Raw genomic sequence first — 22213 nt, forward strand, 5'->3', positions numbered from 1 at the left:
ACCTGAGTACTGATGATGACGCTTTTACCTCAGCACACGGTCTCACCGGCTCAGGTGCCCGGCCTCCCTTATCGGGCCGGGCTGGGGCTGAAGAACGAGCACTTTATTGAAGTGTTCGATACCTCGCCCGACATCGGTTTTTTTGAAGTGCACGCCGAAAACTACATGGTCGCCGGCGGCCCGTTTCATCACTACCTGGGTTTGATACGCGAACAGTACCCACTGTCATTGCATGGCGTGGGTCTGTCCATCGGCGGCGAAGGCCCGCTTAATCGTGAGCACCTGGCACGGTTGGCCACGCTGATCGAACGCTATCAACCCCACTCTTTTTCCGAACACCTGGCCTGGTCCAGCCACGGCCCGGTGTTCCTCAATGACTTGCTGCCGCTTGCCTACGACGCCGCGACCCTGCTCCGGGTGTGCGAGCACATCGATCAGGTACAAAGCACCCTCAAGCGGCCGATGCTGCTGGAGAACCCCTCGACTTACCTGCAGTTCCAGCGCTCGACCCTGGACGAGACGGACTTCATCAGCGAGATCATCCGGCGCACCGATTGCGGGCTGTTGCTGGACGTCAACAACGTCTATGTGTCGTGCATCAATCATCAGCGCGACCCACTGGCTTACCTCCATGCGCTGCCGTTGAAGGCCGTCGGTGAGATTCATCTGGCCGGTTTTGCCGAAGACACTGACAACCTGGGCGACCGCCTGCTGATCGATGACCATGGCGCGCCCATCGATAACGCGGTGTGGCAGCTCTATGAACAGGTACTCAAACACACCGGCCCCGTCGCCACGCTGATCGAGCGAGACAACCAGGTGCCCGCCTTCAGCGTGTTGCACGCCGAAGCCCAACACGCCGACTGGCATCTGTCACAGGCGAAGGTATTGAAGCTATGAGCGATCAAGCTGCATTTGCCGGCGCCTTGCTCGATTCCGACCAGGCCTGCCCCGATGGGTTGTTCAGCAGCAACGGCGCCGACCCGGCCAGCCGATTTGCGGTGTATCGAAACAATGTCCACAGCTCGCTGATCAACGCGCTCGCCGCCGCTTACCCGGTGACGCTGCAATTGGTGGGCGAAGAGTTTTTCCGCGCGATGGCCAGCCTGTACGTGCAAGCCAGCCCGCCCGACAGCCAATTGATCAGCGAGTACGGCAGCACCTTTGCCGCGTTCATCCAGGCATTCGAGCCCGCTGCAAGCGTGCCTTACCTGGCGGACGTCGCACGCCTGGAACGCCTGCGGGTGCGTGCTTATCACGCCGCAGACAGCCAGCCACTGAATCAACAGGCCATCCTTGAACATCTACAAGGTCCCGTCGACCTGGGGCAACTACGCCTGCACCTGCATCCGTCCCTGGCCACCATGCATTCGCCCTACGCCGTGGTTGCGGTATGGGCCGCGCACCAGACCGAGGGTGCCATCGCCACTTTGAACCCCTGGAACGCCCAAAGTGCACTGGTGTTGCGCCAGGGCCTGGCGGTCAAAGTCTTCGCCATCGACAGCGGTTCGGTGGCGTTTATTAACAGCCTCAATCAGGGGGCAGGCCTGGAAATGGCGGTGGAGCACGCGCTTGAAGCGTCGGCCGAATTCGACCTCAACCACTGCCTGACGCTGCTGATCAGCCACGACGCCATCACTCATTTACACACAGAACAAAAGGAATCGCCATGAACACTTCGCCTGCTTGCCTGGTAAAACGGGTCATCGCGCTGTTCGAAAAAATCCCCTACAGCCTGATCGCCTTTCTCGCACGGTTTTCCATTGCGGCGGTGTTCTGGAAGTCCGGCCAGACCAAGGTCGAAGGTTTTGCCATTGATATCATCAACGGCACCTTCCAATTCGGCGAACCCAAGCTTGCGGCTTCGACCCTGCCGCTGTTTCGCAGCGAGTACCACGTGCCGTTGTTGTCGCCGGAAGTGGCCGCGCACATGGCGGCATTTGCCGAGCACTTTTTCCCGGTGCTGATCCTGGTGGGTTTTGCCACGCGCTTTTCGGCCCTGGCGCTGATCGGCATGACCTTGACCATTCAGCTGTTCGTCTACCCGGAAGCCTATCCCACACACGGCACCTGGATCGCGTTGCTGCTGCTGTTGGTGGCCAAAGGCCCAGGCTGCCTGTCGATCGATCACCTGATCGCGCGCCGCTACCGCTGAAGGCGATCCAGGGCTTCGCCGCTGCGTCTGAACCAGTCCACCAGGTAGTCGGCCAATACTTGGGTTCGGCGCGGCAGGCCACCTTGATAAGGATGCACCAGGTACATCGGCATGCTGCGCGTTTGATAATCACGCAGCAGCCAGCGCAAGCGCCCGTCGGCCAGTTCCGCCGGTAACACGTAGGACGGCAGTCGGGCGATGCCGGCGCCCACCAAGGCGGCTTTTTTCAACAGGTTGTAGTGGTTGGAAGCGAAGGTACCGCTGACCCGTACCCGCAGCAGTTCATGTTGCTGGTGGTACAGCCATTCTTCACGCCCGCTGTAGTGGCTGTTGAGCAGGCAGGTGTGCGCAGCCAGATCCGCAGGCGTCAGCGGTTCGCCATGCTGCTCCAGGTAGGCCGGGCTGGCGCAGGTCATTTCATGCCAGGCCAGCAGCGGCTTGGCCACCAGCCGCTCGTTGTCCATCGCCCCCATACGCACGCCCAAATCGAAGCCATCACGCGCCAGATCGCGGTAACTGTTGTTCAGTTCCAGCTCGATCTGCACCTGTGGGTATTGCTGGGTGAACTCCAGCAACAGGCCATCAAAGAAGGTTTCTCCCAGCGACACCGGCACCGTCATACGCACTGGCCCAGCCAGATCGTCCTTGAGCCGCGCCAACGCCTGACGGGCGCGCTCCACCTGGGCCACCAGCGCCTGAGCCTGGGGCAACAACGCCGCGCCGGCGGCGGTCAGGCTGAGTTTGCGCGTGGTGCGGTGCAATAACACCACCGAAAACTGCGCTTCCAATTGGCTGATGCGCTTGGACAATTGGCCCTTGCTGCAGCCCAATTGCTCCGCCGCCAAGGTAAAACTGCCCGCCTCGATCAGCACGGCAAAGGCCGCCAGGTCATCCATTTCGCTCATGGATTGTTTCCATTTGAAAACCAAAGGTTGCCTATTAGCACGTTTATTCGTTTAAAAAGCCACCCTAGACTGAAACCTCACTTAATCCCCTGGAGGAACAGCACGATGAAAATCCTATTGATTGGTGCCAGCGGCACGGTCGGCTCAGCGGTCAAGGCGGAACTGGCGCAGCGTCACGAGGTGATCAGCATCGGCCGTAGCGGCGGCGACTTCCAGGTGGATATCAGCGACAGCGCGTCGATCCGCAACCTCTTCGAGCAGACCGGCAAGTTCGACGCACTGGTCTGCGCGGCAGGCAGTGTTAATTTCGTGGCATTGGGTGACATGAGCGAAGCCGACTTCGAACTGGGCTTGCGTGACAAGTTGATGGGCCAGGTCAACCTGCTGTTGATCGGCCGCGAATACGCCAACGACGGTGCTTCGTTCACCTTTACCAGCGGCATTCTTAACCGCGATCCGATCCGCACCGGTGCCTCTGCCGCATTGGTCAACGGCGCATTGGACGCCTTCGTCAAGGCGGCGGCGATCGAATTGCCGCGCGGCTTGCGCATCAACTCGGTAAGCCCGACCGTCCTGCTCGAAGCCATGGGCAGCTACGCCCCGTACTTCCGTGGCTACAAACCGGCGCCAGGCGCAGATGTGGCGCTGGCCTACGCGAAAAGTGTCGAAGGCTTGCAGACCGGTCAGACCTACATCGTGGGTTGAGTGGCGCTTGCCTCACGTGAGAACTGAGACATCCACTCGATCACCAGCGCACGCGGGGCAACAAAACTGAGCTGCCCACCCATCTCACTTTGAACCATGGCCGTACTGAGCTGATAACCGTCGACGTAAAGTGTCATGTACTTCTTGTAGGTAAGCAACGAGAGGGATCTTGTTCTTGCCTTCGCCTCAGGAGTTAATGTGACATTCACTGCAACATAGGCCGGATCAGGGTTTTCGGCCTTTTTCAGCGTCACCGAGATGTCGGTAAAGTCACTGGCTGAGGAGAGTACGAGCCGGACGGGCTCGTCTGACAATGCAGCGCCTGCCCAGAGTAAAAGAACGCAAATACTCCATTTGATACTCATCACGGTCCCCTACCAAAAACGTCGACACTCTCACGGTTCTCCAACCTTCACTATAGGAAACATCCCTATTAGTAACGCCTGCGCTGCCATCGTCCAGGGAACAGATTATTCAAACTGTGTCCCGAGCTTGTGATGCGGCGCCACCCTGCGTAACGTGACGGCACTTGTTTGGAGACCCGATAATGCGCGCCGCCCGTACCCTTGCTCTGTTTGCCCTGCTGCCCCTGTTCACCGCTTGCCAGATGTTCGAGAGCGAACCGGCCAAACCGTCTACCGTCGGGTTGACCCGCATGCAGGGTGAACTGACGGCGGTGGGCGGCAAACTGTTGTTCCAGCCATGCGGCGACAAACGCAACTACGTGGTCAACGACACCGGCGGCACCAGCGTGCTGCAGGAAGCCGCGTCCCTGGCTGGCCAGCAAGGCGTGCTGTTTGCCGATTTGCGTGGCAAGTTCTCCGGGGTGGCCAGCGGCACCCAGGGTTCGGTCGACCTGCAACAGTTGTATCGCGTAGAACGCTCGACTTCGGCCTGCAACGACCCGGACTTCAAACGCATGATCTTGCGGGCCAACGGCCATAAACCGGCCTGGGCGATGAACGTTACCGGCAAAGGCATGGTGCTGGAGCGCGAAGGCCAGCCGCCACTGGCGGTGCCGTTTGTCGAAGAGCAACTGGGTGACGGCCGTTTCAACCTGATGACCGAAGCCAATAACCAGCACATCGAACTGTGGGTAGCCCCACAGCGCTGCATCGATGCCGTCAGCGGCAGCTTGCAGCACATGACCGCCGAGCTGCGGGTCAATGGTCAGGTGCAGCGTGGTTGTGCGTCATTCGGCGGCTCGCGGGACGACTGATTCGGCCTTGGGCTGTTTTAACATGACGGGAATCAGCCTTTGGGGCTTATAATCGCCGGTTTGCAAAACAGCCGGCATCGAAGCCCGCCGCCTACCGGATACCGTCATGTTACGAATCACCGAACTCAAGCTGCCCATCGACCATCCCGAAGAAGACCTGCGGCCTGCCATCGTGCAGCGCCTGGGCATCGCCAGTGATGACCTGCTCGATTTCACCCTGTTCAAACGCAGCTACGACGCGCGCAAGAAATCGTCGGAGCTGTGCTTCATCTACACCATCGATCTGAACGTAAAGGGTGAAGCCGCCCTGCTGCTCAAGTTCGCCGATGACCGCAACATCAACCCGGCACCGGACGTCAGCTACAAAGTAGTAGGCCAGGCGCCGCAAGGCCTGGTTGAACGGCCGATCGTGGTGGGTTTTGGTCCCTGCGGCATTTTCGCCGGGTTGTTGCTTGCGCAGATGGGCTTCAAGCCGATCATCCTCGAACGCGGCAAGGAAGTACGCGCGCGCACCAAGGACACCTGGGGCCTGTGGCGCAAAAGTGTGCTCAACCCCGAGTCCAACGTGCAATTTGGCGAGGGCGGCGCCGGAACCTTTTCCGACGGCAAACTTTACAGCCAGATCAAGGACCCGAAATTCCACGGTCGCAAAGTGCTGCACGAGTTCGTCAAGGCTGGCGCGCCGGAAGAAATCCTCTACGTCAGCAAGCCGCACATCGGCACCTTCCGCCTGACCGGCGTGGTGGAAAACATGCGCGAGCAGATCATCGCCCTCGGCGGTGAAGTGCGTTTTGAACAGCGCGTCACAGATGTGCTGATCGAAGACGGCCAGTTGAACGGCGTGGTCGTCGACGGCGGCGAGCAGATCCTCTCCAGGCACGTGATCCTGGCCCTGGGCCACAGCGCCCGCGATACCTTCCGCATGCTGCACAGCCGAGGCGTGTACATGGAGGCCAAGCCGTTCTCGGTGGGTTTCCGTATCGAACACCCGCAGTCACTGATCGACGCGGCGCGCCTGGGCAAATACGCCGGGCACCCGAAACTGGGCGCCGCCGACTACAAACTGGTACACCACGCCAAGAACGGCCGTTCGGTCTACAGCTTCTGCATGTGCCCGGGCGGCACCGTGGTGGCGGCGACTTCCGAGCCGAACCGCGTGGTCACCAATGGCATGAGCCAATACTCGCGCAACGAGCGCAACGCCAACTCCGGCATCGTGGTCGGCATCACGCCTGAGGTGGATTACCCGGGCGGCCCGCTGGCCGGTATCGAGTTGCAGGAGCGCCTGGAGTCCCACGCCTACATCCTCGGCGGCAGCAACTACGAGGCGCCGGCGCAGCTGGTGGGCGACTTCATCGCCGGCAAGCCATCCACGGCCATTGGCAGTGTGGAACCGTCGTACAAACCAGGGGTGGCCCTGGGCGACCTGGCCCTGGCGCTGCCGGACTTCGCCATCGAGGCGATTCGTGAAGCGCTGCCGGCGTTCGAGAAGCAGATCAAAGGCTACTCGCTGCACGATGCGGTACTGACCGGTATCGAAACCCGTACTTCATCGCCGCTGCGCATCACCCGTAACGAATCGATGCAAAGCCTGAACGTGAAAGGCCTGTTCCCGGCCGGTGAAGGCGCCGGTTACGCCGGTGGCATCCTGTCGGCGGGCGTTGACGGGATTCGGATTGCCGAGGCGTTGGCGCGGGATATGCTGGGTATTGAGGCTTAAGCACTTCTTACAGCCAACCCGGATCAAATGTGGGGGAGCTGGCTTGCCTGCGAAGGCGGTGGTTCAGTCGATAAGTTCGGCGACTGACACTCCGTTATCGCAGGCAAGCCAGCTCCCACATTAGTTTATGGTGTGTCAAATGTTCGCGCGCAGGACGCTGGCAGGCAACGGCTCACCCTTCTCGACACTGGCCGCAACCGCTGCAATCAAGCCACTAAGCTCATACCCCTGTTCCGCCAACCACGCCTGATCGTAGTACGTGTTCGCATACCGCTCACCCCCATCACACAAGATCGCCACGATCGACCCCGACTCACCCGCCGCTTTCATCTGCAGCGCCGCGACCAAAGCGCCGATCAGGTTAGTCCCGCTGGAACCGCCTACCCGTCGCCCCAACCGCTCGGCCAGGTAATGCATGGCCGCCAATGACAGCGCATCCGGCACCTTGACCATCGCATCAATCACCTTGGGCAAAAACGACGCCTCGACCCGTGGCCGGCCGATGCCTTCGATGCGTGAACCGCACTCCAGACGCAAACTGGCATCGCCCGTCTGGTAGTAGTCAAAAAACACCGAACGCTCGGCATCGGCACACAGCACGCGGGTGCAATGCTGGCGGTAACGCACATAGCGGCCCAGGGTCGCCGTGGTGCCGCCGGTGCCAGGGCTGGAAATCAACCAGCTCGGCTCCGGGTAATGCTCAAAGCGCATCTGCTGGAAAATCGACTCGGCGATGTTGTTGTTTGCTCGCCAGTCCGTCGCGCGCTCGGCGTAGGTGAACTGGTCCATGAAATGACCGCCACTTTCCTTCGCCAAGCGTTCGGACTCGGTGTAGATCTGCGTCGGATCCTTTACCAGATGGCTCTTGCCACCATAGAAGGCAATCTGGTCGATCTTCGCCTGGGACGTGGTGGCCGGCATCACCGCGATAAAGGGCAGGCCAAGCAAGCGCGCGAAGTACGCCTCCGACACCGCGGTAGACCCACTGGACGCTTCGATCACCGGCGCACCCGGCTTGAGCCAGCCATTACACAGTGCATACAAAAACAGCGAACGCGCCAGCCGATGTTTGAGGCTGCCGGTGGGGTGGCTGGACTCATCCTTGAAGTACAACTCGATACCCGGCAGCCCCGGCAATGGCAGAGGGATGAGGTGCGTGTCGGCGCTGCGCTGGAAGTCCGCTTCGATGATGCGGATGGCTTCGCGAGCCCAGGTACGGTGGTCATTCATGAGGTGAGTCTCTGAGGGTTTCAACCCCGATTTTAGGGGGTTTCCTACACTACACACAGATACAGTGACGACTCAATTAGACACACAATTGCTAGGCTTTGGCGCAACGCCGATCTCGCCCGTTGCTTATAACAAATAAGAATATAACTTTTGTTTTAACAACTAACGGTACGGGTTAGGGTACCCACCTATTGAACCTGGATTGGAGAGCATCCCTTGCCTCTGCGTAGCACTTTCACCCGTTTCTTCCAGCTGGAAGCCGCCAGCGGTCTGTTATTGATCGCCGCTGCCGCTTTGGCGCTGATCATCAATAACTCACCGTTGGCGCACCTCTATGGCGCCTTCCTCGATACGCCGGTAGTGGCGCAGGTTGGCGCTCTGCAAATCGCCAAGCCAGCGCTGCTGTGGATCAATGATGGCCTGATGGCGCTGTTCTTCCTATTGATCGGCCTGGAGGTCAAACGCGAGTTGCTCGACGGTCACCTGTCCAAGCCATCGCAAGTGGTATTGCCGGGCGCGGCCGCGATTGGCGGCATGGTAGTGCCGGCCCTCATCTACTGGGCACTGAACAAGGACAACCCGGCCGCACTCGCGGGCTGGGCAATCCCGATGGCCACCGATATCGCCTTCGCACTCGGTGTCCTGGCCCTGCTTGGCAAACGTGTGCCGGTGTCACTCAAGCTGTTCCTGATGACCTTGGCCATCATTGATGACCTGGGCGCTATCATCGTCATCGCGGTGTTCTACTCCGCCGAACTGTCGAATGCAGCCTTGGCGGGCGCAGCTACGTGCCTGGTCGCCTTGATCGCGATGAACCGCCTGGGCGTGGTCAAACTCGGCCCGTATATGATCATCGGCTTGATCCTGTGGGTCTGCGTGCTCAAGAGTGGTGTGCACGCCACCCTGGCCGGGGTGACCTTGGCGTTCTGCATTCCACTGCGCACCAAAAATGCCGAACCCTCGCCACTGCTGACCCTGGAGCACGCCCTGCACCCTTGGGTGGCCTACGCTATCCTGCCGTTGTTCGCCTTCGCCAACGCTGGCGTGTCGCTGACCGGGGTCACCCTGGACAGCTTCACTCACCACGTGCCCATGGGCATCGCCGCCGGCCTGCTGATCGGCAAGACCATCGGCGTGTTCGGCCTTACCTGGCTGGCCATCAAAACCGGCATCGCCAGCCTGCCCAGCGGCGCCAATTGGGGCCAGGTGCTGGGTGTGGCGATCCTGTGCGGCATCGGCTTCACCATGAGCCTGTTTGTCGGCTCCCTGGCGTTTGTGCCGGGCGCCAGTGAGTTCGCGGGTGAGGACCGAATGGGCATCCTGACCGGGTCGATTCTGGCAGCCTGCATTGGCTATGCGGTCACAGCGCTGGCGAGTCGCAAGAAAGCCTGAACGCTCTGAATGCCCCACAAAAACCCCAACCGGTTAGCCAGTTGGGGTTTTTCTTTTGGCGAAGATGACACTTTCGCGCGACGCCTAAAGACTTTGCCCAGGCCGCCGACTAAGGATTGTGGCGATCCGCCTGCCCCGCCTGGGGCATCCGCCCGACACAGCTCTTCAACGCGTTCCCAGCCCGAGCGAAAACCCATGTTCCTGAGAAATATAAGAATTGCGGCCAGAGCCTTCATCGGCTTCGCTGCCATTGCGTCGCTGAGTGTGTTTCTCGGCCTGTTTGCGCTCAAGCAGATCGGCGAAGTGCAGTCCCAGGCTGCCGACATCCAAAACAACTGGATGCAGCGCGTAAGAATCCTGGCCCTGGCCAATGCCTCGCTGGATCGTTTTCGCTTGGGGGAAATGGCGCACATCCTGTCCGCAAGCGACGCCGACATGCAGACCTACGAGGACAAATCCGCGGGTCGCCTGAAAAGCGTCAAGGAGCAACTGGCTCAATATGCAGCGCTGCTGCGCACGCCGGAGGAAAAATCGCGTCTGGACGTGTTCAACCAAAGCCTGGAAGGGTACGCCAAGAACCACACCGAGATGCTCAAACGCTCGCGTTCAGGCGACAAGGCGGGCGCCCGTGACTTTCTCAACAGCATTCGAGAAAGCTATGAGCAGATGACCAAGAACTTCGATCAGTTGATCGACCTCGCCAACAAGGGCGCAGAACTGGCCGGCCAGACTTCCGTGGCCGCGTACCAGCATGCCGTGGGCGGTATCGCCCTCGTCATCGTGCTGGTGAGTGGCGGCACAGTGCTGGTGGCCTGGCTGCTGACCCGCAGCATTACCGGCCCCATCATTGAAGCGGTACGGGTGGCTGAAACCATCGCCAAGGGTGATCTCACCCAGCCCATCAACCCGACCGGCAACGACGAAGCCACGCGCCTGTTGCGGGCACAAGAGACCATGCGCAACAACCTGGTGCAGACACTGCGGCAAATAACCGGCTCGTCGAGCCAACTGGCAGCCGCGGCCGAAGAACTGAACGCGGTCACCGCCGAGGGTAGCCGCGACCTGCAACAGCAACATGGCGAGATCGAGCAGGCCGCCACCGCCGTCACCGAGATGACCACTGCCATTGAAGAGGTTGCCCGCAATGCCGCCACCACCTCCGACCTGTCCCAGGAGTCGCGCAGCATCGCCTTGAAAGGCCAACAGCGCATGCTCGAGGCGCTCACCTCCATCCAGGCCCTGACCCGTGGCGTGCAAGTCAGCTCCGACCAGGTAGGCGGCTTGGCCGAGCAGGCCAAAGGCATCGGCAAGGTACTCGACGTTATCCGCACCATTGCCGAGCAGACCAATTTGCTGGCATTGAACGCAGCCATCGAAGCGGCTCGCGCCGGTGATGCCGGCCGCGGTTTTGCCGTGGTCGCCGACGAAGTACGCGCCCTCGCCCATCGCACCGCGCAATCGACCCAAGAAATCGAACAGATGATTGGCAGCATCCAGACCAACACCGCCAGCACCGTCAACACCATGCTCGACAGCAGCATCATGACCCGGCAAACCATTGGCCTGGCCGAACTGGCGCAGCAAGCGCTGGCGGATATTCTTGCCGCCAATGACGAGATCAACAACCGCAACCTGGTGATTACCACGGCGGCGGCCGAGCAAGCTGACGTCGCCCGGGCGGTGGATCGCAACTTGCTGAACATTCAACAGCTGTCGATTCAATCCGCTGAGGGCTCGACTCAGACCACCGCCGCTTCGCAATCGCTTGCCAGCCTGGCGCATGAGTTGAACACGATGGTGAAGCACTTTCAGGTGTGAAGTGATTGCGTGAGAACCAAAAGGCCGCCTCGGTTTCAGCCGAGGCGGCCCCACTTCTCAGACCTTACAAGTCATCGAAGCTGTCCCGTAGAAATACCCATACGTGATAAACACGCACAGCATTCACTACGAGGTTCCACGTACGTCGTGCAAACTTAGACATACTCGGCCCTCCATTAAGTTGGGCCTTACCTCCAGCTCACTTACCGGAACACGTGGGCCTTTGGATGCACGTCAGTGCTCCTGTGAGGCGGGCTGGGTTTATGGTCCTCGTGCATGACTCCGGCACGGATTACTAGCCCGTGGCAGTCGGTCCAAAATTCGCGCGCTAACCCAGCCAACCTGCTTCACGACGAGTGCAGAACGAGGGCGATACTAGCTCAGCCCCCCATGCCAAGGTGTGACAAGCAACGACTTATCGCCCAGCAAGTTGTTGCTGTTTTTTACTGTTCTAAATTCACAGAATTGGCGACTAAATCTTTGAAAATTCCTGTCGGTTGTCCTTGCATAAAGTTCCAAAGCGGCAGTAGTATCGCCAACACGTCAGTGCTCCTCGTGAGAACGCAACCCCAGCCGTAAACCGGGGTTGCAATAAAAACCGCCCTACTAAGGCGGTTTTTTATTGCCTGCGATTTTTCAAAATTCCGCAGGCAACAAAAAACCCCAACCAGTCACCCGGTTGGGGTTTTGCGTTTCTACAACCAGCGCTTAGCGCGTTACTCGGCTGGTGCCGTTAACCGTCATGATGCGCACGCGGTCGCCGATGCGGAAGACTTCGTTAGGGTCAACGGCCTGCACGTAGGCGCGCATGCTGCCGTCGTCTTCGCGAACGGTCACTTCAACACCCTGGGTACGGGTCAAGCCTTCTTCAGCAGCGGAGCCCAGCAGGCCACCCGCAACAGCGCCGATTACGCCCGTGACGATACTGCCACGGCCACCGCCGATCGCGCTGCCGCCAACGCCGCCGACCACTGCACCGGCAACACCGCCGATTGGGGTCTTGGTGCCTTCGATTTTTACCGGACGCAGGGATTCAATGGTGCCCATGCGCACGGTCTGTACACGACGCGCCTCGTCACGGGAGTACGAGTCGCCGGTCAGACTCGAGGCGCAGCCACCCAACAGCAACGACAGGGTGGTAAAGCAGGCAACTAGTAAAACGGACTTACGCATAGCATCAACTCCAAAGGACAGGTATTCATTAGACGCCGCTGCTTGGCGCCTGTCACGGCAAGCACGCCAGAAAATTGCTTTCATTCAGCCTTAGTACAGACTGCCAGCACCAGAAAACTCGACGAACGGTAGCTCTGACTCTGGTCCCAAAATCAACTGGAAGCGCTCTTCATTGTAGTCACGCAAACAAAAACGCCGAAGCCTCTGTGTAGAGACTTCGGCGTGATGATCAACATTCAGCTGGAATGACGAAAGGTGAAGCTCAGGGCGCCAGGCGCTCGCGCGTCCATTCACCTGCTTGCAGGCGATAGTTCAGGCGGTCATGCAGGCGACTGGCGCGGCCTTGCCAGAACTCGATGCGCTCGGGCAGCAATCGATAGCCACCCCAGTGCTCCGGGCAGTCGGGTTGGGTATCGCTGAAGCGCTGTTCGGTGGCCTTGAGCAAATCCTGCAGCTCTTCACGGTCCCGGATAACCTGGCTTTGCGGCGAAGCCCAGGCCCCAAGACGGCTACCCAGCGGCCGGACCTGATAATAGGCATCCGACTCTTCAGGCGTGACCTTGACCACCCGCCCTTCGATGCGCACCTGGCGCTCCAGGGTCGGCCAGAAAAAGGTCATGGCCGCGAAAGGCCGTGCCGCGAGTTGTTCACCCTTGGCACTCTGATAGTTGGTAAAAAAGGTAAAACCCTGTGCATCCAAGCCCTTGAGCAACAGGATGCGACAGTGCGGGCGACCGTCCTGGTCGACCGTGGCCAAGGTCATGGCATTGGCCTCCACCGGTGGCTGCTCGGTTTTCACCGCGTCGCCGAACCACTGGTGGAACAACGCAAACGGCTCGCCTGGGGCCTGGGCCTCGCTCAAACCGTCCCGTGTATAGTCACGGCGCATATCGGCCAGTGCCTGGGTCATGCGGTTTTATCCTTGTGTTTCAACGGATCAGTTTTTCGCCTGGTCGTTTGCCGCGGGCGCGTCGGCCTTCGGTGCAGCTTTCTTCGCGGCCGGCTTGGCAGCGGCTTTTTTCGCAGCGGGTTTGGCGGCGGCTTTCTTGGCCGGGGCCTTTTTCGCCGGGGCGGCTTTTTTCGCTGCCGGGGCCGGTACTGGGGCCGGCGCAGTTTGCACCGCGACCATGTCGGCGACCGGTGTTTTGCCCGAGTTGTACTTGCTCAGCAGCGCCAGCATAGTTGTACGCTGAGTGAACATGATTTCCATGCGACGGTTCAGCGCACGCCCCTGATTGCTGTCGTTGGCGGCACGCGGCATAAGGTCGCCCATACCACGCAGCATCAAGCGATCCTGCTTCAAGCCACTGAGGCTGAAGATAGAGGCGATGGATTGCGCACGCTCCTTGGTCAACGCCTGGCTGGCCGGGGCGGTACCTGTGGCATCAACATGACCCAGGACCAGAACCGCAGTCTTGGGGTCAGCTTCAACAGCTTTGGCGACACGTGTGAACGGGCCAAGAGTGACAGGCAGCAGCATTGCTGGGCGTTTCGGATTGTAGGAGCCGTCCACCGGGGCAATCACGACCAGTACGTTGTCACGACGCTCCAGTTGCAGGTTGCTGTCCTTGATGGCGGCGCGCAGACGCGGCTCATAGTCGTCCAGCCAGGCCTGGGTGATTTTCGGGTCAGGCATCTGCACGTTGGTCACATCGACCTTGGCCAGTGGTTTTGGCTTGCTTTCGAACGGCCACCACCATTTGGTTTCGGTGTCGGTCTTGGCTACAGCAGGCGCGGCGTCCGGGGTGGCAGCTGGGGTTGCGGCCTTGAGGTCGGCTTTCAGGTCGGCCTTGGCATCCGCCGCCTTTTCGTCGGCGCTCTTGGAGGAGAACGGCCACCAGCTGGAACCTGTGTCAGCCTTGGCTGCCGGGGCAGGTGCTGGAGCAGCAGCTGCGGCCGCAACCGGCGCGGCAGGCTTGGCGCCAGGGGCAGGTGTGGCATCCGGCTTGGCGTCGGTTTGGGTCACTGCGTCCTTGGTAGCAGCCTTGTCAGATCCAAATGACCACCAATGCCCACCTTCGGCATCATTTTGTGGAGTTTGCGCGCAACCAGTAATAGTGAGGCACAGCGCCAGTGCCAAGGACTTGTTCGATAACATGGGATATCCACAAAATGAGAAAAAACCGGAGGGTCTTGATGACCCGTTAAACAGACGCTTACAGAACATTAAAGTTACAAAATTTCGTTCAGCGCCTTCTTATAGTTGCCTTTGTAACAAAAAAATGTGAAACAGCAAGCTCTTTACAGACAGTCGGCCAATATTCCGACCAACTTCTGTGCACGCGGGTCCATAAGTACGTAAGGCCCCAGTGTATTAGTCACGAAACCAAATGCTACATCATGCTCCGGGTCGGCAAACCCCACCGAACCCCCGGCGCCAGGATGCCCAAACGCACGCGGGCCAAGGCCAAAGGTAGCGTTGGGCAGTTGCGGTTGATCCAGCATGCAACCCAAACCAAAACGGGTTTGGGTCAATAAGGTTTTGTCTGGCCCGATACTGTGTTCGCGGGTCAATTGTTCGAGCATGTCGCTCTCGAGCAAACTACCGTCCAACAATCCGCTATAAAAACCCGCCAGGCTGCGCGCATTACCGTGACCATTTGCCGCTGGCTGCTGCATCCGCCGCCATTCAGGCTTATTAGTGCTGGTCAGAATAGACGGTGGATTGGCAAATGCACGCGTGGTCATGGCATTAGGTTCGCGCATCATTACTTGAAGTAACCGTTGCGCGTCTTCATCGCCCATATTGCCTTTGCTGCGCGCTATATGCGCAACCCGATAAAACTCTTCGTCCGCCAACCCGACATGGAAGTCCAGGCCCAAGGGCCGCGCGACCCGCGCCACAATCGACTCGCCCGGCCCGCGCCCGTCGGCGCGGCGCAGCAACTCGCCGACCAGCCAGCCATAAGTGATGGCCTCGTAGCCGTGCCCTTCGCCCGGCGTCCACCACGGGGCTTCGGCCGCCAGGGTGTCGACCATTAACGGCCAGTCATACAGGGCTTCGGTGGGCAGCATCTGGCGAATCGCCGGCAGCCCGGCCTGATGGCAGAGCAACTGGCGCAGCGTGATGGTTTCTTTACCCGCCGCAGCAAACTCGGGCCAGTAGTCGGCAACCGGCGCATCCAGTTTCAGCTTGCCTTCGGCGACCAGCTGCAGGGCCGTGACGGCGGTGAAGGTCTTGGTGCAGGAGAACAGATTGACGATGGTGTCGCTGTGCCAGGCCTCGGCACCGTCCTTATCGGCGGTACCGGCCCACAGGTCGACAACGGTTTCGCCGCCGATCTGGATACACAGCCCGGCACCACGCTCCTGCGGGTCATCGAACAACGCGGCAAAGGCTTCACGTACCGCTTCGAACTGGAGCTCGTAATGACCCTGAATCTGCACCTAAGCCGCCTTGGAAAACACCGTAAGAAGTGGCCGACATTGTTCCAGTCATTGCAGGTTTTGTGAACCCGTCAATGATGAATCAATGGCCATTTCCAGCGTGTCCACCCGCATGCCCGGCGCCCTGCCCTGCGCCTTTGCCTTCTTGCCCGGACTTGCCGCCTTCGTTCTCGCGAACCTTGCTCGCCGCCTTGGCTTTTTCGGCCTCCTTGCCCAGTTGGTCGACCGCCGCCAGGTTGCTTTTACGCACGCTGTCGACAAAGCCCTGGAACGGCACGTCGGTGATACCCACCAGCCCGAAGTGGCCATTCTCGCCATCCAACAGGCGCCCGGTGACCGGCTGGTCCAGGTACTGGAACCAATGCACGCCGACAATCGATGGCTCAGCCATAGCCTGCTTGAGGAAGTTGCTGTACGCCGCGCCACGGTCTTCTTCACGGGCCAACTGCGTCACGCCGCCCCAGAACGGGCCACGGTCGGCCGAGCCGAAGTTGAATTCGGTGATCAGCACCGGTTTGTCCAGCGCGCGCAAGGCAGCAAAGTCATAACCCTCCTGCGGCTTGAGGGTGTACATGTTGAAACTCAGCACGTCGCAATACTGCGCGCAGGACGCCACGGCCTCCGGCGTGCTGACGGCGTACCGACCACCCAGCAGCAGCTGGTTGGGCGCGTGCCATTTCAACGAATCGGAGATGGTCTTGAAGTAGGCATCAGCGAAAGTCTTCTGGAAATATTTGAAGTCGGCTTCGATTTCCGGGTGCTCAGGGCTCGGCATCGGCGGCTCAAAGCCTGGGTCTTCCATCAGCTCCCAACCCGCCAGATGGATGCCCCAGGCTTTCGACAGGCCTTCTTCGTTACGGTACTTGTCGCGCAGTTGTTTGAGGAACGCGCGCTTGGCCGGTACGTCGGTGGTCATGCGCAGCGTGCCGTAGGCCAGGGCGTAACGGGATTTTGGATCATCGCCGGGGCCGGCCCAGGCCAGCTCGTTGTCGGCAAAGTAGCCGATCAGCCATGGGTCATCACGGTGATCGCGGGCGGCAATGGCCACGGCGCGTTCTGTGGCCATGGCAAAGCGCGGGTCGAACGGGTCGGGCATGCCGCCCCACCAGTCGGTGCCGGTGCTGATGCTGGCGTAGTCACCGACAATCGACAGCGGCAAGGTGTAGGGCACGCGGTCCGCGCTGGCCAGACCCTCATCGCTCCAGTTGCCCACGGTGTTGAAGCCCCAGGCTTGCAGGCGGTCGAGGGTGTGGCTGACCCAGCGCTTCTGGTCGAAACCTTCGCCGCCGTAGGTACGCTGCAGGTTGGCGCCGTAGAAATCGTACCAACGCCCTACATTGAAGCCACGGCCCTGATCGGCACCGTTGCCGCCTCGGTTATCGCCACTGCCGTAATACTTGTCGAACGGTTCACCGGCCTTGGGCAACGCGGCGAACATCCACTCGCGGCCGGCCACGTAGGTCTGGTTGTTGTCCGGTGCCACCGTGTTAACGCCCAGCGAATAAAACGGATGGCCTTGCGGCGTCACCAGGTACCAGCGGCCGTCGCGCTTCTCGGTGCGGAAAAAGCCACTGGCGTCGAACGCCGGGCCTTTGTTCCAGCCACCGTATGGGTCCAGGGCAGATTTATCACGCTCCGCCAGCCAACCCTTGAGCTGTTGCTGCTCCTTGGCCGCTGCGGCTTTGAGCTGCTCGTCCGTGCTGACCTTTTCCGGCCAGCGCGCACGGGTGGACTGGCCATAGGCGTCCACCAGTTCGCTGTAGGCCGCCTTCAGCACCGGCTCGCTGTCCTGCACGCCAAAACGCTCAAGCAAAATGCTTTGGGCGGCGTTGGGCTTGAGCATCGACAGCGTCACCGAGGCCACCTGGCTGCGGTCGACCTCACCGGCGCTGGCGGCCAGCAATACACGCTGGCCGTCCACGGTGATCGGCATCGGCGGACCGGCCTTCATGCCCTGGCTCAGCGGCGAGTTGGCTTGCAACGGGATCAACAGGGTCTGGGCCGGACCGGCCGGCAGGTCGATGCGGCTGACCAGGGTCTTGCCGTCAGCGCTCTGCACTTTGACATACAAGGTCAGCGCCCAATCCATGGCGCTCTGGATGCGCAGGCTCATGGCGCCGGATTGCGACCAGTCCCACACGCCAGTCTGCGGGCTGAGCACCAGGCTCGGTTCGGCCGCCGGGTTGAAGGTGATGCGGCGCAACACCTCGCCTTCGGGGGTTTGTTCGGCGTTGTATTGCGGCAGGCTGGCGTCCTGAGTCGCCACCTTGACCACATCGGCAGGCCGGACGAAGTTGAACAGCGTTTGTTGCCCGGCAGGCGCGGCCATCAAGGGCGCAGCGAACAACAGGGCAAAAAGAGCAGGCAGCGTGCGAATCATACGAACAAGGTTCTCCCAATCGGCCGATAACTGGCCTGATGACATAAAGCGTAGGCAGTGAGATAGACCACGAAGTGGGCGAATTCGCCCACAGTGGCTTAAGAAATTAGCGGCTTAAGAAATTTCGCGCCTGAAGGGCGGCAAGGCATTAAGGATAGCTTTGCCATAGCGCTGCGTGACCAAGCGGCGGTCGAGCAAGGTGATGGTGCCCCGGTCTTCCTCGGTGCGCAGCAAGCGACCGCAGGCCTGGACCAGCTTCAAGGACGCATCCGGCACCGAGATTTCCATGAACGGGTTACCGCCCCGTGCTTCGATCCACTCAGCCAAGGCCGCCTCGACCGGATCATCCGGCACCGAGAACGGGATCTTGGCAATCACCACGTGCTCGCAATAGGCGCCGGGCAAGTCCACGCCTTCGGCAAAACTGGCCAGGCCGAACAGCACGCTGGAATCACCGCCATCAACCCGGGCCTTGTGCTTGTTGAGGGTTTCCTGCTTGGACAGGTTGCCCTGGATAAACACCTGCTTGCGCCAGTCGCGGTCGAGGCCGTCGAACACGTCCTGCATCTGTTTGCGCGACGAGAACAGCACCAGTGTGCCGCGCGAGCCTTCGACCAATTCGGGCAGGTCGCGGATGATCGCAGCGGTGTGTGCTGGCGCATCCCGCGGGTCGGCCTTGAGGTCCGGCACCCGCAGCACGCCGGCATCGGCGTGGTGGAACGGGCTCGGCACCACGGCCGTCACGGCTTTTTTCGGCAGCCCGGCGCGCATGCGGAAACGGTCGAAGGTGCCCAGGGCCGTCAGCGTGGCCGAGGTCACCAGGCAGCCATAGGCCACGTTCCACAGGTTACGGCGCAGCATTTCGGCGGCGAGGATGGGACTTGCATTGACTTCGATATCAAACAGCGCACCGCTTTCGGAGAGGGTGAGCCAACGCGCCATCGGCGGGTTGTCTTCCGGGTCTTCGACGGTGAAGGCGGTCCACAGCTCCCAGTTGCCCTGGGAGCGCGACAACAGGCTGCCGAACAGTGGGTACCATTCCTCGGCCTGGTTGCTGGCGATGCCAATATTGACCTCGCCGTCCATGCCTTCCTTGAGCAAGTCGGTGAGGCGTGTGAACAGGTCGGTCAGGCGCGAAAAACCCTTCTTAAGCTCAATGCCCATTTCACGCATATGTTCGGGGATCAGCCCGCCGACAAACCGGTGGCGCGGCCGCTCACGGCCCTCCACGTCTTCACCGGGCTTGAAGTCGGCGACCTGCTCGCAGGCACTGAACATGAACTGCTGCTGGGTCTTGATCTCGCGCGCCAGCTCCGGCACCTGTTCGATCAGCTTGCCCAAGTCGCCGGGCAGCGGGTGCTGGGCCAGCAACTTGGTGAGGTTCTTGGCGGTGGTTTCCAGCCAATCGGCCGTGGAACGCAGGCGCGTGTAATGGGCGAAGTGGCCGATGGCCTTGTCCGGCAGGTGGTGGCCTTCGTCGAATACATAGAGGGTGTCGCGCGGGTCGGGCAATACCGCGCCGCCGCCCAGGGCCAGGTCGGCCAGTACCATGTCGTGGTTGGTGACGATCACGTCGACCTTGCCCATGCCTTCGCGGGCCTTGTAGAAGGCGCACTGGCCGAAGTTGGGGCAATGACGGTTGGTGCACTGACTGTGGTCGGTGGTCAGGCGTGCCCAGTCCGAGTCCTCCAGGGCGGTGGGCCAGCTGTCGCGGTCGCCGTCCCATTTGTTGCCGGCCAGCTTCTCGATCATGCTGGTAAACAGCTTCTGGCTGACTTCATCCACCTCGATCTTGAAGCCTTCTTCTTCGAACAACGAGGCAGTGGCGGTTTGCGCGTGGCCTTCCTGCAGCAACACATCGAGCTTGGACAGGCACATGTAGCGCCCACGCCCCTTGGCCAGGGCAAAGGTGAAGTTCAGGCCGCTGTTGCGCATCAGGTCGGGCAGGTCTTTGTAGACGATCTGCTCCTGCAGGGCGACGGTCGCGGTAGCGATCACCAGGCGCTTGCCGGCGGCCTTGGCGGTGGGGATCGCGGCCAGGCTATAGGCCACGGTCTTGCCGGTGCCGGTGCCGGCCTCGACGGCCACAATCGCAGGGTCGCCACTGCGCCGCCCTTCGTCGTCGGTGTCGATATCCCCGAGGACCTTGGCCACTTCGGCGATCATCAGGCGTTGGCCGTAGCGCGGTTTCAAGCTCTTGGCTTCGAGAAAACGCGAATAGGCGCCCTGGATCGTGGTTTTGAGTTCAGTGCTGATCATGGATAGTCGGGCGCAAAAAACGCTGGATAAATTTTCAGTGGTTCGGATCGGCCGCTATCATACCCCGCTAATTAATCCCGCGCAGAACGGAGTACCACAATGACCGCGTTTAGCCTCGCTTACACCCTGCATGTACTGGCCGCCCTGGTTTGGGTCGGCGGTATGTTTTTCGCCTGGATGATCCTGCGCCCCGCCGCCATGGCGGCACTTGACGGCCCTGCCCGGCTCAAGCTGTGGGCCAATGTGTTTCAACGTTTTTTTGTGTGGGTCTGGGTCGCAGTACTGATTTTGCCGATCAGCGGCATCGGCCTGTTGCAGCTGCGCTTCAGTGGCTTTGAGACCGCGCCGCGTTATGTGCAGGTGATGATGGGTTTGTATCTGGTGATGACGGCGCTGTTTATCCGCATCCAGGCGTTGAAGTTCCCGGAACTGCGCACGGCGGTGGCGGCTGAAGATTGGCCGGCGGGCGCGGTTGCGCTAGGGCAGATCCGCAAATTGGTGGGGATTAATTTGATTGTGGGGTTGGTGGTGGTGGCGATTGCTTCGGCGCGACCGATGTTCTGACCCACTTCAGTGACAAGCAAGCTTGCTGTGGTGGGCGGGCTTGCTGTGGCGAGCGGGCTTGCCCCGCGTTGGGCTGCGCAGCAGCCCCAATGAAAGTCACTGCGGTTTTTCAGACAAATCGTGGCGTCTGGTTTTTGGGCTGCTGCGCAGCCCAACGCAGGGCAAGCCTGCTCGCCACAAAAGCCAGGATTAGAGCCGCTGAATGGTCACAGCCCCAGCAGGCCCAGCTGGCCCCGGCTGCCCTTCCAGCCCTGGCCGGCCCTTATCACCACCATCGGCGCGGTACACCAGGCAACCCTTGGACTGCCCGCCTTTACCCGGCTTGCCCGCCGTACCGGCCAAGCCTCCCGGCCCGCCGTCGACCCACACCTTGATCTGCTCAGCGGGGAAGCTCTGTGGCAGCTCAACCCGCACAGTCGCACCCGAGGCGCCCGGCAGGCCATCACCGCCGTTATCGCCATTGGCGCCACGCCCGGCCGAACCCCAGGTGCAACCTGGGTCCACGCCGTTGGCGCCATCCAGGCCGGCATACCCTTGGGCACCGGCGCCGCCACGGGCGTCCACCGACAGCTCATCGGCGGTCAGCGCGTTAATGCGCAGCACCAGGTCACGCCCGGCCTTGGCTGGTTTTTCGTGGGTGCCTGGGGCACCGCGTGAAGTAATCTGGCTGCCATGCTCCAGTTGCGCATTACGCACCTGCAATTGCAGCGCGGTATTGCCGGGGGCGATGGTGATGCGCGCCTCGCGGCCCAGGTGCAACTCATCCACCGTCACTTGGCTGATGGTCGCCGGCACCAGCAAGGTGCCGTAGTCCGCCACATCCAAACGCTCCAGTTGCAACACGCTGGTGCTGCTGGGCAGGCGCATCAACGAGTTGGTTTCAACACTGACGCTCTGCGCCAGGGCAACGGGGCTGACCAACAGGGCCAACAGAAAAACCTTATGCATGATTGGCCTCCTTGTTCGTTTCATTAACCGTTGCAGGCGCCGACAGGCCCCGCACATGGAACATCCCCACCAGCAGAATCTGCAAGCGGTCACGCCAAGGGTGGGCACGGTGTTTCACGCTGCTGTTGAACAACAGCAATTCGAGCAGGTGGGTAAGCAACAACAGACTGCCGGCCAGGCTGACCAACAGGTGAAACGGATTGGTCAGCGGCCGGAACAGGTTGACCAGCACCACCACCCAGAACAACAACGTCAGAAACTTCCCCAGCCCCCAAAACACCTTCATCCCGCATGCCCCTGCCTATTATTCTTTGGGCGCACAGTACCGACTTCTACAGGCGATTTGCCAGTGAAGGAT

At 60.7% G+C, this 22213-nt stretch carries 20 protein-coding genes; 9 read left to right on the forward strand and 11 right to left on the reverse strand.

The window, feature by feature from the left end; genetic code table 11:
* Positions 1–12: 12 nt before the first annotated feature.
* Genes K0H48_RS29105 through K0H48_RS29115 form a run of 3 tightly spaced genes read left to right on the forward strand, consistent with a single transcriptional unit; the run spans position 13 to position 2155 of the window.
* Positions 13–900, forward strand: coding sequence for a DUF692 domain-containing protein (locus K0H48_RS29105; RefSeq protein WP_219337700.1), 888 nt, complete (start codon positions 13–15; stop codon positions 898–900).
* A complete protein-coding gene (locus K0H48_RS29110) occupies positions 897–1673 on the forward strand; it encodes a DNA-binding domain-containing protein (protein ID WP_219337701.1) in 777 nt (258 codons plus the stop codon). The genes K0H48_RS29105 and K0H48_RS29110 overlap by 4 nt, the downstream gene beginning before the upstream one ends.
* The gene (locus K0H48_RS29115; RefSeq protein ID WP_219337702.1) at positions 1670–2155 is read left to right on the forward strand and encodes a DoxX family protein; all 486 of its coding nucleotides are present in this window, start codon (positions 1670–1672) and stop codon (positions 2153–2155) included. Before K0H48_RS29110 ends, K0H48_RS29115 begins: the two co-directional genes overlap by 4 nt.
* On the opposite strand, the gene K0H48_RS29120 is transcribed toward K0H48_RS29115, so the two are convergent.
* The gene (locus K0H48_RS29120) at positions 2146–3060 is read right to left on the reverse strand and encodes a LysR family transcriptional regulator (RefSeq protein WP_056857487.1); all 915 of its coding nucleotides are present in this window, start codon (positions 3058–3060) and stop codon (positions 2146–2148) included. The genes K0H48_RS29115 and K0H48_RS29120 overlap by 10 nt on opposite strands.
* Before the next feature lie 105 nt (positions 3061–3165).
* Here K0H48_RS29120 and K0H48_RS29125 point away from each other — a divergent pair, with 105 nt between their 5' ends.
* Positions 3166–3765, forward strand: coding sequence for a short chain dehydrogenase (locus tag K0H48_RS29125; RefSeq protein WP_219337703.1), 600 nt, complete (start codon positions 3166–3168; stop codon positions 3763–3765).
* On the opposite strand, the gene K0H48_RS29130 is transcribed toward K0H48_RS29125, so the two are convergent.
* Positions 3750–4130 carry a hypothetical protein gene (locus K0H48_RS29130; RefSeq protein ID WP_219337704.1) on the reverse strand — a complete coding sequence of 127 codons (381 nt, stop codon included), beginning with the start codon at positions 4128–4130 and terminating at the stop codon, positions 3750–3752. The two genes, K0H48_RS29125 and K0H48_RS29130, sit on opposite strands and share 16 nt — an antisense overlap.
* A 182-nt stretch (positions 4131–4312) precedes the next feature.
* Between K0H48_RS29130 and K0H48_RS29135 the strand changes: the two genes are divergently transcribed.
* The gene (locus K0H48_RS29135) at positions 4313–4984 is read left to right on the forward strand and encodes a COG3650 family protein (protein ID WP_138816415.1); all 672 of its coding nucleotides are present in this window, start codon (positions 4313–4315) and stop codon (positions 4982–4984) included.
* 106 nt (positions 4985–5090) lie between these two features.
* Positions 5091–6704 (forward strand): NAD(P)/FAD-dependent oxidoreductase, encoded by a 1614-nt coding sequence (locus tag K0H48_RS29140; RefSeq protein WP_219337705.1) that lies wholly within the window; start codon positions 5091–5093, stop codon positions 6702–6704.
* 135 nt (positions 6705–6839) lie between these two features.
* On the opposite strand, the gene K0H48_RS29145 is transcribed toward K0H48_RS29140, so the two are convergent.
* Positions 6840–7934 carry a PLP-dependent cysteine synthase family protein gene (locus K0H48_RS29145; RefSeq protein WP_219337706.1) on the reverse strand — a complete coding sequence of 365 codons (1095 nt, stop codon included), beginning with the start codon at positions 7932–7934 and terminating at the stop codon, positions 6840–6842.
* 216 nt (positions 7935–8150) lie between these two features.
* Between K0H48_RS29145 and nhaA the strand changes: the two genes are divergently transcribed.
* Both nhaA and K0H48_RS29155 read left to right on the forward strand, forming a co-directional pair.
* Positions 8151–9326 carry a Na+/H+ antiporter NhaA gene (gene nhaA / locus K0H48_RS29150; protein ID WP_200433446.1) on the forward strand — a complete coding sequence of 392 codons (1176 nt, stop codon included), beginning with the start codon at positions 8151–8153 and terminating at the stop codon, positions 9324–9326.
* Positions 9327–9521: 195 nt separating this feature from the next.
* Positions 9522–11144: a methyl-accepting chemotaxis protein gene (locus K0H48_RS29155; RefSeq protein WP_219337707.1), complete on the forward strand. Its 1623-nt coding sequence runs from the start codon at positions 9522–9524 to the stop codon at positions 11142–11144.
* Positions 11145–11852: 708 nt separating this feature from the next.
* Here K0H48_RS29155 and K0H48_RS29160 read toward each other — a convergent pair.
* From K0H48_RS29160 to dinG, 6 genes are all read right to left on the reverse strand, one after another.
* Entirely contained in the window at positions 11853–12317 is a 465-nt protein-coding gene (locus tag K0H48_RS29160) for a glycine zipper 2TM domain-containing protein (RefSeq protein ID WP_010176704.1), read from the reverse strand.
* A 262-nt stretch (positions 12318–12579) separates the two neighbouring features.
* Entirely contained in the window at positions 12580–13227 is a 648-nt protein-coding gene (pdxH, locus tag K0H48_RS29165; protein WP_094950011.1) for a pyridoxamine 5'-phosphate oxidase, read from the reverse strand.
* Between the two features lie 27 nt (positions 13228–13254).
* Positions 13255–14415, reverse strand: coding sequence for an OmpA family protein (locus K0H48_RS29170; RefSeq protein WP_219337708.1), 1161 nt, complete (start codon positions 14413–14415; stop codon positions 13255–13257).
* Positions 14416–14558: 143 nt separating this feature from the next.
* Positions 14559–15704, reverse strand: coding sequence for a serine hydrolase domain-containing protein (locus K0H48_RS29175; protein WP_219337709.1), 1146 nt, complete (start codon positions 15702–15704; stop codon positions 14559–14561).
* 82 nt (positions 15705–15786) lie between these two features.
* Entirely contained in the window at positions 15787–18084 is a 2298-nt protein-coding gene (locus K0H48_RS29180; RefSeq protein ID WP_219337710.1) for a beta-galactosidase, read from the reverse strand.
* A gap of 114 nt (positions 18085–18198) precedes the next feature.
* Positions 18199–20343, reverse strand: coding sequence for an ATP-dependent DNA helicase DinG (gene dinG, locus K0H48_RS29185; protein ID WP_138816424.1), 2145 nt, complete (start codon positions 20341–20343; stop codon positions 18199–18201).
* A 99-nt stretch (positions 20344–20442) separates the two neighbouring features.
* Here dinG and K0H48_RS29190 point away from each other — a divergent pair, with 99 nt between their 5' ends.
* Positions 20443–20907, forward strand: coding sequence for a CopD family protein (locus K0H48_RS29190; protein ID WP_219337711.1), 465 nt, complete (start codon positions 20443–20445; stop codon positions 20905–20907).
* A gap of 189 nt (positions 20908–21096) precedes the next feature.
* On the opposite strand, the gene K0H48_RS29195 is transcribed toward K0H48_RS29190, so the two are convergent.
* Both K0H48_RS29195 and K0H48_RS29200 read right to left on the reverse strand, forming a co-directional pair.
* Positions 21097–21855, reverse strand: coding sequence for a collagen-like protein (locus K0H48_RS29195; RefSeq protein ID WP_200434587.1), 759 nt, complete (start codon positions 21853–21855; stop codon positions 21097–21099).
* A complete protein-coding gene (locus K0H48_RS29200) occupies positions 21848–22141 on the reverse strand; it encodes a DUF1145 domain-containing protein (protein WP_065929006.1) in 294 nt (97 codons plus the stop codon). Before K0H48_RS29200 ends, K0H48_RS29195 begins: the two co-directional genes overlap by 8 nt.
* Between the last annotated feature and the right edge of the window lie 72 nt (positions 22142–22213).

Source organism: Pseudomonas sp. Xaverov 259 (assembly GCF_019352915.1).
In the GTDB taxonomy this organism is placed as follows: domain Bacteria; phylum Pseudomonadota; class Gammaproteobacteria; order Pseudomonadales; family Pseudomonadaceae; genus Aquipseudomonas.